Annotated in this window: 16 protein-coding genes and 1 pseudogene; 4 read left to right on the top strand and 13 right to left on the bottom strand. The window is 68.1% G+C overall.

Translation table 11 applies throughout. From position 1 onward, the window contains the following. Window positions 1-12: 12 nt before the first annotated feature. The gene (locus JL37_RS28685; protein ID WP_043548664.1) at window positions 13-1,209 is read right to left on the bottom strand and encodes an MFS transporter; all 1,197 of its coding nucleotides are present in this window, start codon (window positions 1,207-1,209) and stop codon (window positions 13-15) included. A 91-nt stretch (window positions 1,210-1,300) separates the two neighbouring features. On the opposite strand from JL37_RS28685, the gene JL37_RS28680 reads away from it, so the two are divergent. After that, window positions 1,301-1,756 carry an Lrp/AsnC family transcriptional regulator gene (locus JL37_RS28680; RefSeq protein WP_043548663.1) on the top strand — a complete coding sequence of 152 codons (456 nt, stop codon included), beginning with the start codon at window positions 1,301-1,303 and terminating at the stop codon, window positions 1,754-1,756. Window positions 1,757-1,771: 15 nt separating this feature from the next. Here JL37_RS28680 and JL37_RS28675 read toward each other — a convergent pair whose 3' ends face one another. The 4 genes from JL37_RS28675 to JL37_RS28660 form a co-directional block, all read right to left on the bottom strand. Next, window positions 1,772-2,938: a metallophosphoesterase gene (locus tag JL37_RS28675; RefSeq protein ID WP_043548662.1), complete on the bottom strand. Its 1,167-nt coding sequence runs from the start codon at window positions 2,936-2,938 to the stop codon at window positions 1,772-1,774. 89 nt (window positions 2,939-3,027) lie between these two features. Continuing rightward, on the bottom strand, window positions 3,028-4,254 hold the full coding sequence (locus JL37_RS28670; protein WP_043548660.1) for an alpha-hydroxy acid oxidase: 1,227 nt from the start codon (window positions 4,252-4,254) through the stop codon (window positions 3,028-3,030). 109 nt (window positions 4,255-4,363) lie between these two features. Continuing rightward, window positions 4,364-5,227, bottom strand: a complete 864-nt coding sequence (gene asd, locus JL37_RS28665; protein ID WP_043548659.1) for an archaetidylserine decarboxylase — start codon at window positions 5,225-5,227, stop codon at window positions 4,364-4,366. A gap of 229 nt (window positions 5,228-5,456) precedes the next feature. Next, window positions 5,457-7,811: a cytochrome P450/oxidoreductase gene (locus JL37_RS28660; RefSeq protein WP_043548868.1), complete on the bottom strand. Its 2,355-nt coding sequence runs from the start codon at window positions 7,809-7,811 to the stop codon at window positions 5,457-5,459. A gap of 114 nt (window positions 7,812-7,925) precedes the next feature. Between JL37_RS28660 and JL37_RS28655 the strand changes: the two genes are divergently transcribed. Beyond that, entirely contained in the window at window positions 7,926-8,759 is an 834-nt protein-coding gene (locus JL37_RS28655; protein ID WP_043548658.1) for an IclR family transcriptional regulator, read from the top strand. Here the strand turns inward: JL37_RS28655 and JL37_RS28650 are convergent. After that, window positions 8,756-8,956 (bottom strand): annotated as a pseudogene (locus JL37_RS28650) (DUF86 domain-containing protein); the annotation flags it as partial. The gene JL37_RS28655 and the pseudogene JL37_RS28650 overlap by 4 nt on opposite strands. Here JL37_RS28650 and JL37_RS30625 point away from each other — a divergent pair. Next, on the top strand, window positions 8,921-9,097 hold the full coding sequence (locus JL37_RS30625) for a hypothetical protein (RefSeq protein ID WP_156124423.1): 177 nt from the start codon (window positions 8,921-8,923) through the stop codon (window positions 9,095-9,097). The pseudogene JL37_RS28650 and the gene JL37_RS30625 sit on opposite strands and share 36 nt — an antisense overlap. 34 nt (window positions 9,098-9,131) lie before the next feature. On the opposite strand, the gene JL37_RS28645 is transcribed toward JL37_RS30625, so the two are convergent. The 6 genes from JL37_RS28645 to JL37_RS28620 form a co-directional block, all read right to left on the bottom strand. Then, complete coding sequence (locus JL37_RS28645; protein WP_043548657.1) at window positions 9,132-10,763, bottom strand: ATP-binding cassette domain-containing protein; 1,632 nt, start codon at window positions 10,761-10,763, stop codon at window positions 9,132-9,134. A gap of 164 nt (window positions 10,764-10,927) precedes the next feature. Continuing rightward, complete coding sequence (locus tag JL37_RS28640) at window positions 10,928-11,920, bottom strand: serine hydrolase (protein ID WP_081955246.1); 993 nt, start codon at window positions 11,918-11,920, stop codon at window positions 10,928-10,930. Between the two features lie 161 nt (window positions 11,921-12,081). After that, a complete protein-coding gene (locus JL37_RS28635) occupies window positions 12,082-12,951 on the bottom strand; it encodes a CoA ester lyase (RefSeq protein WP_043548655.1) in 870 nt (289 codons plus the stop codon). 10 nt (window positions 12,952-12,961) lie between these two features. Continuing rightward, window positions 12,962-13,681: a response regulator transcription factor gene (locus JL37_RS28630; protein WP_043548654.1), complete on the bottom strand. Its 720-nt coding sequence runs from the start codon at window positions 13,679-13,681 to the stop codon at window positions 12,962-12,964. A gap of 322 nt (window positions 13,682-14,003) precedes the next feature. Next, window positions 14,004-14,483, bottom strand: a complete 480-nt coding sequence (locus JL37_RS28625; RefSeq protein ID WP_043548653.1) for a hypothetical protein — start codon at window positions 14,481-14,483, stop codon at window positions 14,004-14,006. Window positions 14,484-14,607: 124 nt separating this feature from the next. Then, on the bottom strand, window positions 14,608-15,207 hold the full coding sequence (locus JL37_RS28620; protein ID WP_043548651.1) for a GNAT family N-acetyltransferase: 600 nt from the start codon (window positions 15,205-15,207) through the stop codon (window positions 14,608-14,610). A 109-nt stretch (window positions 15,208-15,316) separates the two neighbouring features. On the opposite strand from JL37_RS28620, the gene JL37_RS28615 reads away from it, so the two are divergent. After that, on the top strand, window positions 15,317-16,558 hold the full coding sequence (locus tag JL37_RS28615) for an FAD-binding oxidoreductase (protein ID WP_043548862.1): 1,242 nt from the start codon (window positions 15,317-15,319) through the stop codon (window positions 16,556-16,558). Here JL37_RS28615 and JL37_RS28610 read toward each other — a convergent pair. Beyond that, a complete protein-coding gene (locus tag JL37_RS28610) occupies window positions 16,549-17,688 on the bottom strand; it encodes a 3-deoxy-7-phosphoheptulonate synthase (RefSeq protein WP_043548648.1) in 1,140 nt (379 codons plus the stop codon). The genes JL37_RS28615 and JL37_RS28610 overlap by 10 nt on opposite strands. Window positions 17,689-17,830: the final 142 nt, after the last annotated feature.

Genomic DNA, 17,830 nt, shown 5'->3' with positions numbered 1-17,830 from the left:
CGCGACGGCCGTTCAGGCGGCGGCTTCGCCCGTGGCGGCGCGCCGGCCATTCAGGCGCCAGTGCAGGCCGATGGCCGCGGCCGCAAGGGCGGCGGCCGCGACGAGACCCAGCGTTTCGAAGCCGGCGTGCGTGTAGATCGTGCCGGCGACCGCGGTGCCGACGCTGGCGCCCAGATACGTCGTGCAGGTGTTCAATCCCAGCACCGCGCCCCGTTCTTCCGGACGGGCGCGGGAGAGCAGCAGCACCAGCAGATTCAGGCTGAATTGCGAGGCGGCTCCCCACAGCGTGGCGAGGGCGAGCACGGCCGCCAGCGAGTGCGCGGCCGGCAGCAGCCCCACGTAGACCAGCGCGATGGCCCCCAGCGCCAGCGGCAGGGCGCGGCGCGGACCCGCGCGTTCGATCAGCGGCGCGCCGGCCATGCCTGCCAGCAGGAAGCCTGCGCCGTAGGCGAAAGCGATGAAGCCCACCTGTCCGGCGGACAGCGCCAGCAAGGCGCGCACGTGGTCGGCCAGGAAGGCGTAGACGCCATAGAACGCCGATGAAAAGGCCAGGCAGCCCAGCAGCAGCGCGGGCACATCGCGGTACGAGAGGGGCGCAAGAAGGCGGGACAGGCGCAGCGGGGCGGGATGAGCCGCCCGCCGCTCCGGCAGCCGGCGCAGGCCAAGCGCCGCGATTGCGGCGCACAGCGCCAATGTTGCATAGGTGGCGCGCCAGCCCACGGCGTCCGAGATGAGCGCGGACAGCGGCACGCCGGCCACCAGTGACACGGACCAGCCCGCGATGACGCGGCCCAGCGTGCGCGCTTCCTGGCCGGGCGGCGCGACCAGGGAGGCAGATCCGTAGGCCGCGGGCAGGATCACGCCGGCGGCCGCGCCCGCCAGGGCCTGGGCCACCGTCAGCACGATCCAGTGCGGCGCGGCCGCTGACAAGGCCAGGGCGGCGATCAGCACGGCCATGGCGGCCAGCAGCGCGCGCCGGATCCCGATGCGGTCGATGCGCGCGGCCAGGAAGAAAGCGCTGGCGGCGGTCGCCGCGCCGTACGCCGAAATGGCGGTGCTGATCGTCAGCGCGGACGTGGAAAACGAGCGGGCGACATCGCTGAGGATGGGACTGAGCGCGAGGCCGTTGGAACCGACTACGCTGACGGCGAACATCAGGGCGGGAACGGAAGAAAGGGGGCGGGTGCTACGGGTGCTACGGTTATGCATCCCGGAATTTTATTGGAATAAAATAAGGGTTAACTCCTATATTTCCTTATTCCATAAAAGTTCGAATGCCGTTCGGCAGAATGCAATTCCAATGTCAGACCTAGACGACCGCGACCGAAAACTGTTAACGCTGCTGGCGGCAGATGCCACGCCCAGCTACGCGGAATTGGGCAAGATGCTGAATCTTTCCGCCCCGGCCGTGCACGAGCGCGTCAAGCGGCTCAAGCGCGACGGATTGATCAAAGGCATCGCCGCCAGGCTGGATGGCGCCAGGATCGGCCGGCCGCTGCTGGCCTTCATCCATGTGGACACCAACAACTGGAGCATCACGCAGCAGGTGCTGGGGCTGGCGGAGCTGAACGAGGTCGAAGAGATCCACACGATTACCGGCAAGAGCGCGATGCTCCTGAAGGTGCGGGTGCGCGACACCCAGGCGTTGGAACTGCTGCTGGCGCGCATCCACCAGATCGAAGGCATCACCAACACCACGAGCGATATCGCGTTGACCAGCTACCTGGAGCGCGGCCCGCTGCCGGACAACGCCTGAACCGGCGCCGTCCGGTCAGCGGGCCGCCGCGCGCAGGCGCAGCCGCGTGATTTCCGAAGGCGCGCCCAGGCGCTTGGGCGGTCCCCAATAGCCGGTGCCGCGGCTGGTGTACACCCACATTTTGCCCAGCCGGTGCAGGCCTGCGGTATAGGGCTGCTGGAAGCGCACGAAGAAACCCCAGGGGAAGAACTGGCCGCCATGCGTGTGGCCGGAGAGTTGCAGGGTATAGCCTAGCGGCTCGGCCGCCGCCGCGCTGCGGGGCTGGTGCGCCAGGAGGATCCTGGGCTTGGCGTCCGCGGGCGCGCCGGACAGCGCGGCGGCGGGGTTGCTGCGCTGCTGCGGATCGAAGGCGCCAGCGCTGTAGTCGGTCACGCCCGCCACGACGACCGGCAGGCCGGCGGGATGGATGACGGCGTGCTCGTTCATCAGCACCCGCAGGCCCATGCGGCGGAACTCGGCCACCCAGGCCGCGGCGCCTGAATAATATTCATGGTTGCCGGTGACCAGGTAAACGCCATAGGGCGCGCGCAGCTGGCCGAGCGGGCTGGCCTGGCCCGCCAGGTGGTCGACGCTGCCGTCGACCACGTCGCCGGTGATCGCGATCATGTCGGGCAATTGTTCATTGACGGCGTCCACGATGGCCTGCACATAGCGCTTCTTGATGGTGGGCCCGACGTGGATGTCGCTGATCTGGACGATGGTGAAGCCGTCCAGGTCCGGAGCGAGCCCGTCGATCGGAACGTCCACGTCGACGACGCGCGCGCGCCGCCGCGCGTTGTACAAACCGATCAGCGTGCCGGCCAGCGCCAGGCCGACGACTGCCCACGCGCTGGTCTGGCGCAGCAGGGCCCAGGGCGGCGCGGCGTCCATGGGCAGCGTGGCCAGCCAGCCTGCAAGCAGCAGCGCGTCGCGCAGCGCCGTCAGCACGAACAGCGAGGAGAACAGGCCCATCGCGAACAAGCCGACCCACGCGATGCGGTCGCCCCAGGGCGGGTGCAGGGACGAGCGGGCCAGCATGCCCAGCGGAATCAGGATGCAGGACAGCACCAGGACGAGAACGGCGGCGGCGGATTCCCTGCCGCCGAGCATGGCGTCGGGAATCAGGCGGGCGCCCACGTAGACGTGGGCCAACGCGCCCAGGGTCAGGAAACGCAGGAAAAACGAGGATTGGCGTAGGGACACAGGCGGCTCGCGAGGCGCGCCCGCGGGAGGGCCCCGGGCGCGCGTGTCAAGAGAAACGCCATTCTATTCCGGGCCGGGCAGGGCCCGCTTCAGTCCGTCTCCAGCGTTTCCCGCGTGAGCAGGTCCGCATTCATTTCCTGGATGTCGTTGATGCCCAGCATGGCCATGTTGCGGTCGACCTCGGCGCGCAGCAGGCCGATGGCGTGCGAGACGCCGGCCTCGCCGCGGACCGCCGCCGCGTAATTGAACGGGCGGCCGATGAAGACGTAGCGCGCGCCTAGCGCCAGCGCCTTGAGCACGTCGCCGCCACGCCGTACGCCGCTGTCCATCATCACGGCCATGCCGCCGGCCTCCGCCACGACCCCGGGCAGCGCGCGCAAGGGCGAGATTGCGCCGTCCAGCTGGCGCCCTCCATGATTGGACACGATGACGCCGTCGGCGCCGTGCTGCCTCGCCAGGGCCGCGTCGCGCGGGTGCAGGATGCCCTTGATGATGAGCGCGCCGGGCCACTGCCTGCGGATGCGCGCTACGTGCTCCCAACTGAGATGGTCGCGCGCGGTGAAGTCGCGCAGTACCGATGCCGATACGATGGGCGCGCCGCGCGTGGCGAACGAGTTCTCGAAATGCGGCATGCCATGGGCCAGCAAGGTGCGCAGGAACGTGCCGGCCAGCCAGCGGGGCCGCGTGATGCCGTCCCACGCCAGCCTCAGGCTGGGCTTGAGCGGGGTCGAGAATCCCGTGCGCACATTGTTTTCACGGTTCGCCGACACGGGGATGTCCACTGTCAGAACCAGGGTTTCGTAGCCTGCGCGGCGGGCGCGTTCGACCAGGGCGTCGATGCGCTGCGGGTCGCCGGGCAGGTAGGCCTGGAACCAGGTGCCGGGCGCCTCGCGGATGACCTCTTCGAGCGGGATCAGCGACGTGCCGCTGAGTATGGCCGGAATGCCCTGAGCGCGGGCGGCCCGCGCCAGCACGATGTCGCCGCGGTAGGCGGACAGCGCGCTGATGCCCATGGGCGCGATGCCGAAGGGGGATTCGTAGCGGCGTCCGAAGAGTTCGGTGCGCTGCGTGCGCCGCGACACGTCCACCAGCACGCGCGGCGCGAATGCGTAGCGGGCGAAGGCCTGGCGGTTGCTCCGCAGGGATTGGTTGTCCTCGGCCGCGCCGGCGATGTAGCCGAAGATGGGGCGGGGCAGGCGCTTGCGGGCGGCCGCCTCGAAATCGTCCAGCGAGAGCAGGCGCGCAAGCGCGCGCGGCGGCGCCGGGGCAGCGGGAGCCGCGCTGGGAACGGCGGCGGAGGGCAGGGTGGATGTCATGGCGGGCCGGCAAAAACCCGTAATCTAGCAACGCCGGTTTCTCGCATAAAGCGAATAAATCACGACATCCAATTTCGCTTTTGGCGAACTAGCGCGTGGCAGGCAGCCCTCAGGCAGGCAGCGCCATCAGTTCGCCCATGCGCACGGGGCCCAGCACCGAGGGCGTGTCGGCCCAGCGGATCTTGCCCGGCCCGAACAGCACGATGGCCGTCGAGCCCAGCTTGAACCTGCCCATTTCGGCGCCTCTCGCAAGATGGATGGGCGCGCGCGCGGCGTCGTCGTAGCGCGTGGATCTGACGCGCCGCTTGTGCGGCGTGACCAGGCCCGCCCATACGGTTTCAATCGACGCGACGATCATCGCGCCGACGAGCACCAGCGCCATCGGACCGTGCTCGGTGTCGAAAATGCAGACGACGCGCTCGTTGCGCGCGAACAGGCGCGGCACGTTGCGCGCGGTGAGCGGATTGACGGAGAACAGGCGGCCGGGAACGTGGACCATTTCGCGCAGGGTGCCGGCGACGGGCATGTGGACGCGGTGGTAGTCCTTGGGCGACAGGTATACCGTCGCGAACTCGCCGCCCTGGAAGGGCGCGGCGCGCTCGGCGTCGCCGCCCAGCAGGTCGGCCAGGCCGTAAGAGTGGCCCTTGGCCTGGAAGATGCGGCCGTGCTCGATGGCGCCCATCTGGCTGATGGCTCCGTCCGCGGGGCAGACCACGGAACCCGGCTCGTCATCGAGCGGGCGGGCTCCTTCCTTCAATGCGCGGGTAAAGAAATCATTGAAGCACTCGTAGGCCAACGGATCTTCCTGCAGGGCCTCGCGCATGTCCACGCCGTAGCGGCGCACGAAGCGCGAGATCATCCAGTTTTTGACCGCGGGTTCCCGGCAGTCGGAGGCGTATCCGAAGAGGCGCGACACCAGATGGTGAGGCGCAAGATACTGGCTGGCGAGAAATAGTTGGTCTTTGATCGGCATCTAGGAGCGCTAGGAAAAAGGGCGGGCCCGGCGGCAAAAACAACCCGTGCGGCGCAGGCTTCGCCCGCTTGCTGCCCCCCCGGGGGCGTTTTTGTCTTGGGGCGGCCGGGCAACAAAAAAACGTGTCCCGCCTTTGCGGGACGCCGTGATGAATAAAGGGGATGAATTGTAACGCGTTCAGCCCCACTTCAGGCATGCGGGCGGCGGGTTCCCAGGGTCGCCTTCGGCGCTACAGCTCCAGCACGATGCGGCCGCCCTGAGCGCGGGAACAGCAGGCCATCATGCGATTGCCGGCTTCGCGTTCGGCGCGCGTGAGGACTACGTCGCGGTGATCGACGGCGCCGCCCAGCACGCGCACTTCGCAGGATCCGCAAAGCCCTTCCTCGCAATCGCTCTGCACGTCGATATTGGCGCCGCGCAACGCGGCAAGCAGGGTCTGGCCGGCCGGCACCTGCACGACGATGCCGGAATCCTTCAGCTCCGCCTCGAACGCGTGTTCCCTGGACGGGTCCAGCGTGGCCAGGGTAGAGTGGAAATGCTCCACGCGCAGGGAATCGTCGGGCCAGCCTGCGCATGCTTGCTGCAGCGCGGCCAGCATGCGTTCAGGGCCGCAGGCATAGACCTGGGCGCCGGGCGCGGGCTTGGCCAGCAAGCTCGTGAAGTCGTTGCGGCCGCCCTCGTCGCTGATGTGCAGGTGCAGGCGTTCGCGATGCAGCTCCGTCAATTCTTCCAGCAAGGCCATGCACCGGCGCGTGCGGCCGCTGTAGTGCAGTTGGTAGTCCATGCCCAGTTCGCGGGCGCGGCGCGCCATGGCGCTGATGGGCGTGATGCCGATGCCGCCCGCGATGAAGACGAGGCTGGCTGCGTTTTCGTCCATCCTGAAATGATTGCGCGGCCCGCGCGCGCGCAGCGTGCTGCCGGGCCGCAGATGCTCATGGATCCAGGCCGAGCCGCCGCGGCCGGAGGCTTCGCGCAGCACCGCGATTTCCAGCGACCCCGCGGCCGCGGGATCGCCGCAAAGCGAGTACTGGCGCGATAGCCCGGTGTCGCCGCATTCGATGTCTATGTGGGAGCCTGGCGTCCAGCGCGGCAAGGGCTTGCCGTCGGGCGATTCCAGCCGGATCCGCACTATGCCGTCGGCCGCGGGCGTCACGGAGGCGACGAGCAGCTTGCGGCTGATGGCGTGCGTGGAGGGTTCGCCGATGCGCACCGGCTGGCGTTCGGCAAGCAGCCCGGGATCGCGGCGTTCGGGATTTTCGGACGGGTCCCATTCCACCCACAGATGTTCGGGCCCGCGGAACGAGGTATTCGGCACATAGGTGAAGCGCTGCTCGGCCAGGCGCAGGTGCGGCAGCCGCCGGGTCAGCTCCTCCAGGAATATCTGCATTTCCATGCGCGCCAGGTTCTTGCCCATGCACTGGTGCGCGCCATAGCCGAAGGTGAGCTGGTCGCTGGCATTCTCGCGGCGGATGTCGAAGAAATCGGCGTCCGCGAAATGGCGTTCGTCATGGTTGGCCGACGACGACACGATCAGCAGCCTGGCGCCTGCCGGGATCGCCACGCCGGCGATTTCGGTATCGCGCGTGGCAAGCCGCCGCCATGCGGCGACCGAGCCGTTATGGCGCAGGCATTCCTCCACAGCGTTGGGCAGCAGGCCCGGGTCTTCGCACAGTTCGCGCCAGGCGTCGGGATGCTGCAGCAGCAGCTTGATGGCGTTGGCCGAGGCGTTGGCCGTGGTCTCGTGCGCCGCGACGATGCCGGCCATCATCATCGAATGCAGGTAGGAGTCGGTGACGACGTCGGGATACTCCTTCTGCTTGCGGATGCCGTACTGCATCCACCCTGGGGCGTCGGGATCCTGGCGCATCTTGTCCAGGATCTTGCCGGCCAGTTGCCAGAAGTTGCCCACCGCATGCGCCACCGCCACCTGTTCCTCGGGCTTGGGCCGGCCCCAGGTGTTGACGGTGTGCGCGATGGAATACTCGCGCAGGCGGTCCATGTCTTCCTCGGGCACGCCCAGGAAATGCAGGGCCACCGTCAATGGCACTTCCCACAGCATCTGGTCGACCAGGTCCGCGCGGCCGTCGTCGATGAAGCGGTCCACGTATTCGCGGGTGAGCCGGCGCACCATGGGCTCGTGATGCTTGAGCGCTTCCGGCGTGAATGGATCCATCAGCGCGCGCCGCCGCGGCATGTGGGCCGGCTCGTCTTCATTGACGAGGGTGCGGTTCATGGCATAGCCGTAGCTTTCCAGCACGGCGTTGGCCTCGGGGCCGGTCGGGGTGATTTTCTCCAGGGCGATCGAGGGGCTGAAGGTGTGGTTGTCGCGGAATACGGCCTTGATGTCGTCGTAGCGCGTAACGACCCAGTAGCCCAGCTTGGGGCTGTAGAACACCGGTTCCTGTTCGCGCGCCCAGCGCACGTACTCGGGCGGATCCTGCTGGTAGCCGTCGCCGAAGGGGTCGAATTCCGCCGCGCGCGGGCTGACGGGACAGCCCTGGGCCCGCGCCAGGGCGGCGTGGTCGATGGGGCAGCCGCCGTTGCTGGCGGACGCCGTGGATTCGGGGGAAGAAGTCTGGCCCATGGTGTCGCTCCGGATTACGATTGCGTAAATCATATACGCATTGCGTAATTTTTCAATTGGGGTAATCTCCGGGCTGCGCCCGCAGCCGGCAGGCAGTCCATCCTTCGCGCCGACATGAACCCGATTTCCGATCCGAACTCCGTTCCCACTCCGTCCGAACCGGCGCGCCCGCGCGAACGGCGCCAGCGCGTGCAGGCCGCCGAAACCGGCATGGCCGTGCTCAAGGGCCTGGGCCGGCTGGGCGGACGCGCCAGCCTGACCTTGCTGGCCGCGCAGGTGGACGAAAGCCCGGCCAAGGTCCACCGCTATCTGGTCAGCCTGATGGAAGAGGGCCTGGTGGCGCAGGACGCCGCCACTCAACAGTACTACCTGGCCCTGGAAGCCATGCTGCTGGGCCTGGCCGCGCTGCGCCAGGCCGATCCCATCCGCCTGGCCGAGCCCAGCCTGGTGCGCCTGCGCGAAGGGCTGGAAGTGACCTGCTTTATCGCGGTGATGGGCAACAAGGGGCCGACCATCGTCCGTTTCGAAGAGCCGGGCCTGCCGGTGACGGTCAACGTGCGGATGGGCTCGGTGCTGTCGATGCTGTGGTCCGCGACCGGACGGGTGTTCCTGGCGCTGCAGGACGACGCGCGCGTGCGTGCCCTGGCCGAAGCGGAACTGGCCCGCGCGCCGGCGGAACTACGCGCTCAGCTCGACGCCGCCGATCCGATCGGACGCCTGCGCAAGCAGGTGCTGGCGCAGGGTTGCGCCACGGTGCGCGATACCAACCTGAAGGGCATCAGCGCGGTGTCCGCGCCGCTGCTCAACCACAATGGAAGGCCCTGCGCGGCATTGACGGCGCTGGGCGCGACCGGGGGATTCGACGCCTCACCCGATGGCCCCATTGCGCAGGCGGTCCGGCGCGAGGCCGAAGCGGCCAGCGTGCTCTTGGGTTACCAGCGCGCTTAGGACAGAGGAGCGTCAGCGTCCCGGCTCACCGCCGGCAGTTGCCCGAGCAGATCGGGCAGCGCCGTTTGTACGGTGTCCCACACTACGTCCAGGTTGATGTCGAAGTAGCCGTGGGCAATACGGTTGCGCATGCCGCGCATGCCACGCCAAGGCACTTCGGGATGAGCCTGTGCGAACTCGGCATAACGTTCCATGATCTAAACCGGGATCCGCATGAACTGCGCAACCTGTGGGACGACCCCGCGCATGCCGCCGACCGCGCGCGCCTGCTGGAACGGCTGGCCTACGGCATGCTGGAGCACGTCGACACCAGCCCCTATCCCAGCGCGCTGGCGTGATGCGGCGCGGCCGGCCCGGGCGGCGCGCTTCGCGTCAAGCGGCCTTCGCCGCCAGCTTGGTCTTGTAGAGCCAGTCCTTGTAGTCGTCCAGGTCGCCATCGAAGGGGCTGACCTTGCCGTCCGCCACGATGATGAACTGGTCGGTCGTGGCGCGCAGCAGATGGCGGTCGTGCGATACCAGAACCAGCGTGCCCTCGAACTGCGCCAGCGCGGTGGTCAGCGCTTCGCGCGTTTCCAGGTCCAGGTGGTTGGTGGGTTCGTCGAGCAGCAGCAGGTTGGGACGCTGCCAGACGATGAGGGCGAGCGCCAGCCGGGCTTTTTCGCCGCCGGAGAACGGCGCGATGGAGCTGGTGGCCATCGCGCCGTTGAAATTGAAGCTGCCCAGGAAGTTGCGCAGTTCCTGTTCACGCACCGTCGGCGCGGCCTTGGTCATGTGCCACAACGGCGATTCGTCGTGGCGCAGCATCTCCACCTGGTGCTGGGCGAAGTAGCCGATGGACAGCCCCTTGTTGAACTGGGTGTCGCCGGCAAGCGAGTCCAGTTCGCCGGCGATGGTCTTGATGAACGTGGACTTGCCCGCGCCGTTGATGCCCAGCAGGCCGATGCGCTGGCCGGCCTGCAAGGAAAAATTGATGCCCGAAACGATGATCTTGTCGGACGTGGCCTGCGTGGCTTCGTCCGTGTTCCGGTAGCCGGCGCTGACGCGGTCCATGGTCAGGAGCGGGTTGGGCGCGCGCAGCGGCTCCCGGAACTCAAAGGAAAACTCGGCGGCTGCGCGCAATGGCGCCACTTCCTCCATGCGGGCCAGCGCCTTGATGCGGCTTTGCGCCTGGCGCGCCTTGCTGGCCTGTGCCTTGAAGCGGTCGATGAAGGATTGCAGGTGCGCGCGCTGGCGCATCTGTTTTTCCATCATGCCCTGCGCCAGTTCCAGCTGGGCGGCGCGCTGGCGTTCGAACGCGGAATAATTGCCCGAATAGCGCTTGAGCTTGCGTTCGTCGATATGGACGATGACATTGACTACGCCGTCCAGGAAATCGCGGTCGTGGGAGATCACGATGAGCGTGCCTGGGTAGCGCTTGAGCCAGTCCTCCAGCCAGATGATGGCGTCGAGGTCCAGGTGGTTGGTGGGCTCGTCGAGCAGCAGCAGGTCTGACGGGCACATCAGCGCCTGCGCCAGGTTCAGGCGCATGCGCCATCCACCGGAAAAGCTGGTCAGCGGCAAGTGCATCTGCGCCTGCGTGAAGCCCAGCCCGGTAAGCAGTTGCTCGGCCCGCGAGTGCACGGTGTAGGCGTCGGCATCGGCCAGCGCGGCATAGATGTCGGCCATGCGCAGACCGTTCTCGGCGCTTTCCGGTTCGGCCTCCAGCGCCGCCAATTCCGCCTCCAGGCGGCGCAGCGTGACGTCGCCATCGATCGCGTACTCGATCGCGGGGCGGTCCAGCGCGGGAGTTTCCTGCGCCACGTGGGCCATGCGCCAGTTGGCCGGAAAATCCAGGTCGCCCTGGTCCGCGTGCAGCGTGCCGCGCAACAGCCCGAACAGGCTGGACTTGCCCGCGCCATTGGCGCCGATCAGGCCGATCTTGTCACCGGGGTTCAGGAGCAGGTCGGCTTTGTCGAGCAGGGGCTTGACGCCGCGGGCGAGTGAAACTTGTTGGAAGCGGATCATGGGTGGTGCAACAGGGGACGCGGCAGGATTCCCGCCGGCCAGGCGCGGTGAAAAAAGTGGGGAAGGGGGCGCACAGGCGGCGCGACAGGCGGACGGGAAGGCGTTCGTTCCGCGTCAAGGGCGCTATTGTACCGGGCCGGGCGCGCCGGGCGCCGCTGGCTCGGTTACCGCGATGCGAACCGGCTGTCCAGCACCCGCCGCAGGCGCACCGCGTCGCCGAAGCGCGAGCCGCTGGTGCCCTGCGCGTTGAGCAGCACCATGGCCAGGTTGCGCTGGCCGACCTTGACCGCCATGACCAGGCAGTCGCCGGCTTCGCGGGTGGTGCCGGTCTTGGACACAAGAATGTCCCATTGAGGGCGGCCGACCAGGATGTTGGTGTTGCGGAAGGTCTGGCCGGCAGCCTGGTAGCTGGTCTCGCCGGTGTATTGCTGGATCAGCGGTTGCGCGGAAATCGCCTCGAGCAGCTTGACCAGATCCCTGGCCGAAGACTGGTTTTCGTTGGACAGGCCGCTCGGTTCGGCGAAGCTGGAATCGGCCATGCCCAGCGCGCGGGCTTCGGCGTTCATCGCCTCGACGAAAGCGGCCATGCCGCCGGTGTAGGTGCGCCCCAGGGCCTGCGCGGCGCTGTTCTCGGAAGGGACCAGCGCCAGGCGCAGCAAATCCGCGCGGCTCAGTTTGGTGCCGGCCGTCAGGCGCGAGGGCAGCTCGCTGGCGGAGCGGGTGTCGCTGGCGTCGATGGTGATGATTTCGTCCATGGGCAGGCCGGCCTTGACCAGCGTCAGCGCCGCCATGAGCTTGGTGATGGAGGCGATGGGCCGAACGGCATCTTCGTTGCGCGCGAACAGCACTTCAGAGGTGTCCATGTCCTGGACCAGGATCGTGCTGGACTTGAGTTTTCCGATTTCCTTGGCCGGGTCGCGCGTGACCAACGGGGCGTTGGCGGCTGCGTCCGGGTCCAGCGGTTCGGGCTGGGCGCCCCAGCGCTGGACCGCGATGCGCTTGCCGTAGCCATGCTGACACATCGGCAGCGAGGGCTGGGAATTGCAGGGATGGAAATTGGCCGCCTGGGCCCATGCCGGCGCCGGCAAGCCCGCCGTGGCGGCCCACAGCGCCGCCGCGCAGAATGACATCGACATTTGCCGCAAGATCAGCGTCACGAGCGCTCCCGGATCCGCCGGCCCCGCGCCTGGGCAGCGCGTTACCGGCAATATTCATTTGAAAGCTGATATTACCGCTGCCGGGGCTGTTGTCACCGCCGTGTTTGCCCGCACATGCCGGCGCGGGCTGCGCGAGCAGTCTGGCCTTCCGTCCGGGCGAGCTAGGCGCGGAGGATGGCCTCGGCCAGCGCCAGCACGCGTTCCGCCTCGCGCGCGTGCAGGTTTTCCACCAACGCCCCGTCGACCACAGCCACGCCCAGGCCGGCGGCCTGCGCGGCCCGCCAAGCGTCCAGGCGCTTGCGCGCTGCGGCGAGTTCCTCTTCCGTGGGAGCGAAGGCGGCGTTGGCCGGCGCGATCTGTTTGGGATGGATGAGCGTCTTGCCATCGAAGCCCTGGTCGCGTCCCTGCCTGCAAGCCGCTTCCAGGCCCGTGTCGTCGTGCAGGTCCAGGTGCACGCCGTCCAGCACGGCCAGGCCGTGGGCCCGCGCCGCCATTACCGCCATCGAGCGCGCCAGCAGGGTTTCTTCGCGCGACGGGGTGTGGCGCGCGTGCAGGTCCTTCACCAGGTCCGAGGTGCCGACGACGATGGCCGCCAGCCTCGGGTGGCCGGAGGCGATGGCATCCAGCCGCAGGAACCCCAAAGGCGTTTCCGCCATTGCCCACAAGGGCAGGCCGGCGGGCGCGCCCGCCGCGTCCAGCGCCTGTGCGAGCGCGTCGAGTTCGGCCGCGGACTGCACCTTGGGCAGCAGCACCGCGTCGGCGCCCGCCCGGGCAATGGCCCGGATGTCGTCCAGGCCCCAAATCGTGTCCAGCGCATTGACGCGCACCACGCATTCGCGGCGGCCGTAGCCGCCGGCGCGCAGGGCCGCGGCGACCTGTTCGCGGGCCTGCGCCTTGGCGTCGGGCGCGACGGCATCCTCCAGATCGAGGATCAGGACGTCGGCGTCCAGGCTGCGCGCCTTGTCCAGCGCGCGGGCGTTGGCGCCCGGCATGTAGAGAACGGAGCGGCGAGGACGTATCGGGGAATTCATGGGACGGGTCTCAATTCTTGGAGTTGCCGACGATCTGCACGGGAACGGTGCATACGTAGCCGACGCCGTACACGGTGCGGATGCCCATGTCGCCGCCGGCCTGCGCGCGCAGCTTGCGGCGCAGGCGGTGCACATGCGCGTCCAGGCGGTGCATGTCGTACGCTTCGGCGCTGGCGCCCAGCGCCTCGACCAGGCGGCCGCGCGATAGCGGCAGGGGCGCCGCCTGGATCAGGGCGCCGACCAGCCGGCTTTCGGTATCGGTGATGTCCACGCAGACTTGTTCGGGCGACAGCAGGACGCGGCGCGAGGGGTCGAAACGCCAGCCGATGGGCCGGGCCTCATCGACGCCGCCAGCAGGCACGACCCGCAGGCGGCGCGACAGCGACACGAGAGTGGCGCCCAGTTCCGCCAGGTTTACGGGCTTGGTCAGGTAGTGGTCGGCGCCCAGGCTCAGGCCCGATACCTTGTCTTCGCTCAGCAGGCGGCCCGTGAGCATGATGATGCCCATGGAAGGGAAGGAGGTGCGCAGGTGCGAGACGCGGGTCAGCGCGTCGCCGTCGGGCAGCATGGCGTCCAGCACGAGGATGCCCGGGGTGACGGTCAGCAGCAGACGGTCCAGTTCCGCCAGGGAGCCGGCGGTGAGAATGGCGTTGCCCAGGCCCAGGTCGCGGATGTATTCGACGATGGTGTCGCGCCAATCCCCGTGGTCGTCGACGACGATGATCGTCACGGCGACGCCGGCGGCAGCGGTTCCGCGCCACGCGCTCCAAGGACAAACACGCTATCCGCTCCTTTCAGTCCAGGCTTCTTATTGGGCCGCTCGCCGGGCCGGTCGGGCGCTGTGGGGCCCGCGTTTGCGGGAGGATATCACCAACGCCGTTGCGGCGCCGCGTCATGGATCAAGGATCTCATCCGGCGGCGGAAGAAAATAGCGGTGGTCAAAAAATGAGCAGCCCGTGCGGCATCGCCCGAACGGCCATCAGCCGTGTGCGGGGCGCGGGTTTATCCACAGAAATTGTGGATAAGCGCTCGTGCTGTGGATACCCTGCCTTTTATGTAGGCAGACGTTCCACCGGAACGCCTGGCGGCACCTTGCGCAGGCGGTCGCGCTCGATGCGCACGGCGGAGAAACGCGATTTGCGGGCGGCTGCATTCTGCAGCAGGACGGAGAGCACCGCTCCCTTGTCCTGAATCCATTGGGTTTTGCCCCGCAGCAATTTCACGGCGTTGTCGGCGGTGCCCAGGCGGTACGAGGTGTAGTCGATCTGGACGGAGTGCTTGCCGTCGAACAGCGCAGCATCCTGTTCGGTGAGCGCGGCGGCATCCAGGTTGCTGCTTTCGTGGTCGACGCGATAGACGAACTTCAGGCCGCTGTGCGGATCCTGCACGACGATGAGCTTATCCGAGCCCGACACGTCGGACATCATGCCGATCACGGGCGACTCGACGAGCTGGTTGCCTCGCTGCTCTTCCGTGTAGACGAATATGGTGTGGCGCGGCCTGGCGGCCGGGACGTAGGGTTTGCGGTCCATACCTGGAAAAAAGTGCGGGTAGCGGGCGGGTTGGGCCCGGACAGACTGTGAAAAGAACGAAGGGCGCCATAGGGCCTGTTGAGATTGATCGGAGCTGCGCACAGGGCAGCTGGCGGGCGTTTGGCTAGGCGGATCGGCGCAGGCGCGCCATGAGGCGCGCTTTGACCGAGGGCCAGTCTTCATCGAGGATCGCGAAGTAGACCATGTCGCGGGCGCGTCCCGATTGCGCGATCAGGTGTTTGCGAAACACGCCTTCCTCGACGCCGCCGATGCGGAGAATGGCCTGTCGGGACTGCGCATTGCCCAACTCCGTTTTGAACACGACACGTATGATACCAATTGTTTCAAAGGCGTGCTGCAAGAGCAGGAATTTGGCTTCGGTATTGGCGCCGGAGCGCTGGCTGCCAGGCGTAAGCCAAGTGGCGCCGATCTCCAGCCTTTTGTGGGCCAGCGCGATATCCATATAGCGCGTGGCGCCGATGACCTGGCCGCTGTCCTTGTGGACGACGACGAAGGGCAGGCAGGCGCCGGCGCGTTGCCCGGCCAGGGCGCGGTCCACGTAGCGCTGCATGTCTTCGGCCGTGTCGACGGGTTCGGGCTGCAGGCGCCAGAGCTCCGGATGCAGGCCGACCCGCGCGAGGTCTTCGGCGTGCCGCGCGGCCAGCGGTTCCAGGCGGACGATCTCGCCCTCGAGCGTAACGGGTTGCAGGTTGGGCAGGGCCATGGCGCGTTCCTTTGTGTCGCGGGCGCTTGGACCTGGCTCCGCGCTGCAGAGGATTCTACGCCTGGGCGCAGGCTTGCCGAACCGGGGCGGCGGGCGCAGAATGCCGCGCATGAAAACAGACGTTGTGGTTCTGGGCGCGGGCATCGTCGGTGTCAGCACGGCGCTTCATCTTCTTGGGCGCGGCCGCTCGGTCGTGCTGCTGGACCGGCGCGGGCCAGGCGAGGAAACCAGCTACGGGAACGCCGGGCTGATCGAGCGCGCCAGCGTGATTCCCTATGGCTTTCCGCGCGACTGGCGCAGCCTGTGGCGCTACGCCAGGAACAACACGCCGGACGTCAGCTATCACCCGCGCTTCCTGCCGCGCATCGCGCCATGGCTGCTGCGCTATTGGTGGCACTCCGCGCCACAGCGCCTGGCGCGGGCCTCCGATGCGATGCTGCCGCTGATCGAGCGCAGCGTGGCCGAACACGACGCGCTCAAGGACGACGCCGGGATCGCCCATCTGTTCCGCCGCAATGGCTGGATCGATGGGATCCGTACCGAAGCCGGACTGGCCCGGGCCGTCGCCGAAGCGCAGGCCCTGGCGCCGTATGGCCTGAACTACCGTGTGCTGGACCGCGCGGCGCTGGCGGCCGCGGAGCCGTCGCTGTCCGCGCGCATGGCGGGCGGGGTGCACTGGCTGGATCCGGTAAATGTCTCGGACCCGGGCGCGGTGACGAAAGGCTATGCCGGCTTGTTCACGCGGCGTGGCGGCGTGCTGGCGCTCGGCGACGCGCGCAGCCTGAAGCAGGAAGGCAAGGGTTGGAAGGTGCAGGGCGATACCGGGACGATCGAGGCCCGCGACGCGGTCGTGGCGCTTGGGCCGTGGTCGCCGGATGTGCTGCGGCCCTTGGGCTATCGCCTGCCGATGGCGGTCAAACGGGGCTATCACCAGCATTTCGCGCTTGAGGACGGCGCGAGCCTGTCGCATCCGGTGGCCGATATCGAAAGCGGGTTCGTCGTGACGCCCATGACGCTGGGCGTGCGCCTGACGACAGGAGCGGAGTTCGCATCGCGCGACGCGCCGCCTTCGCCCATCCAGATCCAGCGCACCCGCGCCTTGGCCGCGCAGTTGCTGCCCCTGGGCGAGGCGGTCGAGAAAGAGCCGTGGATGGGATGCCGGCCGTGCATGCCGGACATGCGGCCCGTGATCGGACCCGCGCCGCGCCATCCCGGCCTGTGGCTGGCGTTCGGCCATGCGCATCACGGTTTCACGCTGGGCCCCGTGACGGGCAGGCTGCTGGCCAGCCTGGTCGCGGGAGAGGCGCCGGACATGGATCCGGCGCCTTACCGCGCCGACCGTTACGCCTGAGAGGCGGATGCCGCCTTTTGGCGGCGTTCGCGCACGGCCCGGGCCAGCGTATCCAGCACCGGCGCGGTTTGCGACCAGCCCAGGCAGGCGTCCGTAATGGACACGCCATGGCGCAGCGGCTGGCCCGCCTTCAGGTCCTGGCGGCCTTCCTCGAGGTGGCTTTCGATCATCACGCCGGTGATGCGGGTGTCGCCCTGGGCGAGCTGGGCCGCGATGTCGTTGGCCACGTCGACCTGCCGCAGATGGGATTTGTTGGAATTGGCGTGCGAGCAGTCGATCATGACCTGCTCGCGCTGGCCGGCCTTGCGCAGCGCGGCGCAGCAGGCATCGACGCTGGCGGCGTCGTAGTTCGGCCCTTGCTTGCCGCCGCGCAGGATGACATGGGTATCCTGGTTGCCGCGGGTTTCGAAGATGGCGGCCATGCCCATCTTGGTCATGCCCATGAAGGCATGCTTGGCGCTGGCGGCCACCATCGCGTCGGCCGCGATCTGCACGCCGCCGTCGGTGCCGTTCTTGAAACCCAGCGGACAGCTCAGGCCGGAGCTGAGCTGGCGGTGGCTGGGGCTTTCCGTGGTGCGCGCACCGATGGCGCCCCAGGAGATCAGGTCGGCGATGTACTGCGGGCTGAGCAGGTCGAGGAATTCGGTGGCGATGGGCAGGCCCAGGCCGCTGATGTCCAGCAGCAGTTCGCGCGCGCGGCGCAGGCCTTCGTTGATGCGGAAACTGCCGTCCAGCCGCGGGTCGTTGATATAGCCCTTCCAGCCGACGGTGGTGCGGGGCTTCTCGAAGTACACGCGCATGACGATCAGCAGGTCCTGCTTGTGCTGTTCGGCGGCGGCGCGCAGCTGGCGGGCGTATTCCATGGCCTGGCCATGGTCGTGGATGGAGCAGGGGCCGACGACCAGCACCAGGCGGTCGTCGCGGCCGTGCAGGACGTTGGCGATTTCCGAGCGGCTTTGCTCGACCAGCGTCTGGATCTCGGAGGAAACGGGCAGCTCGTCCTGCAGCAGGGCGGGCGAAATCAAGGGCCGCACCGCGCTGATGCGGGTGTCGTCGGTGCGCGTGTTGTCCTGGGTGGAGTCGGCCGCGCCGACCTCGCGGTCGTGCAGGGGATCATCAATGCGGGTCAAGGGAAGCTCCGTGCCGTAGATGCGGGAAAGACCGGCATTATCGCACCGGCGGGGCGGCGGAGCGACAGCAGGTTGCCTCCGTCCGGTTGATGCGCGGGTTCCTACGCCTATCGGCGATGTTGCTGCATTAACCCGTTAGCGA

Origin of the sequence: Achromobacter sp. RTa, assembly GCF_000757485.1 — a bacterium.
Taxonomy (GTDB): Bacteria; Pseudomonadota; Gammaproteobacteria; order Burkholderiales; family Burkholderiaceae_B; genus Achromobacter.
The sequence above is the reverse complement of the archived record's forward strand: the minus strand, read 5'-3'. Positions and strand labels throughout refer to the sequence as shown.

Bases quoted from the DNA above. Each gene is read 5' to 3' on its own strand.
- JL37_RS28685 (WP_043548664.1), bottom strand. From the start codon at position 1,209: ATGCATAACCGTAGCACCCGTAGCACCCGCCCCCTTTCTTCCGTTCCC.
- JL37_RS28680 (WP_043548663.1), top strand. From the start codon at position 1,301: ATGTCAGACCTAGACGACCGCGACCGAAAACTGTTAACGCTGCTGGCG.
- JL37_RS28670 (WP_043548660.1), bottom strand. From the start codon at position 4,254: ATGACATCCACCCTGCCCTCCGCCGCCGTTCCCAGCGCGGCTCCCGCT.
- asd (WP_043548659.1), bottom strand. From the start codon at position 5,227: ATGCCGATCAAAGACCAACTATTTCTCGCCAGCCAGTATCTTGCGCCT.
- JL37_RS28660 (WP_043548868.1), bottom strand. From the start codon at position 7,811: ATGGGCCAGACTTCTTCCCCCGAATCCACGGCGTCCGCCAGCAACGGC.
- JL37_RS28655 (WP_043548658.1), top strand. From the start codon at position 7,926: ATGAACCCGATTTCCGATCCGAACTCCGTTCCCACTCCGTCCGAACCG.
- JL37_RS30625 (WP_156124423.1), top strand. From the start codon at position 8,921: ATGAGCCTGTGCGAACTCGGCATAACGTTCCATGATCTAAACCGGGAT.
- JL37_RS28645 (WP_043548657.1), bottom strand. From the start codon at position 10,763: ATGATCCGCTTCCAACAAGTTTCACTCGCCCGCGGCGTCAAGCCCCTG.
- JL37_RS28635 (WP_043548655.1), bottom strand. From the start codon at position 12,951: ATGAATTCCCCGATACGTCCTCGCCGCTCCGTTCTCTACATGCCGGGC.
- JL37_RS28625 (WP_043548653.1), bottom strand. From the start codon at position 14,483: ATGGACCGCAAACCCTACGTCCCGGCCGCCAGGCCGCGCCACACCATA.
- JL37_RS28620 (WP_043548651.1), bottom strand. From the start codon at position 15,207: ATGGCCCTGCCCAACCTGCAACCCGTTACGCTCGAGGGCGAGATCGTC.
- JL37_RS28615 (WP_043548862.1), top strand. From the start codon at position 15,317: ATGAAAACAGACGTTGTGGTTCTGGGCGCGGGCATCGTCGGTGTCAGC.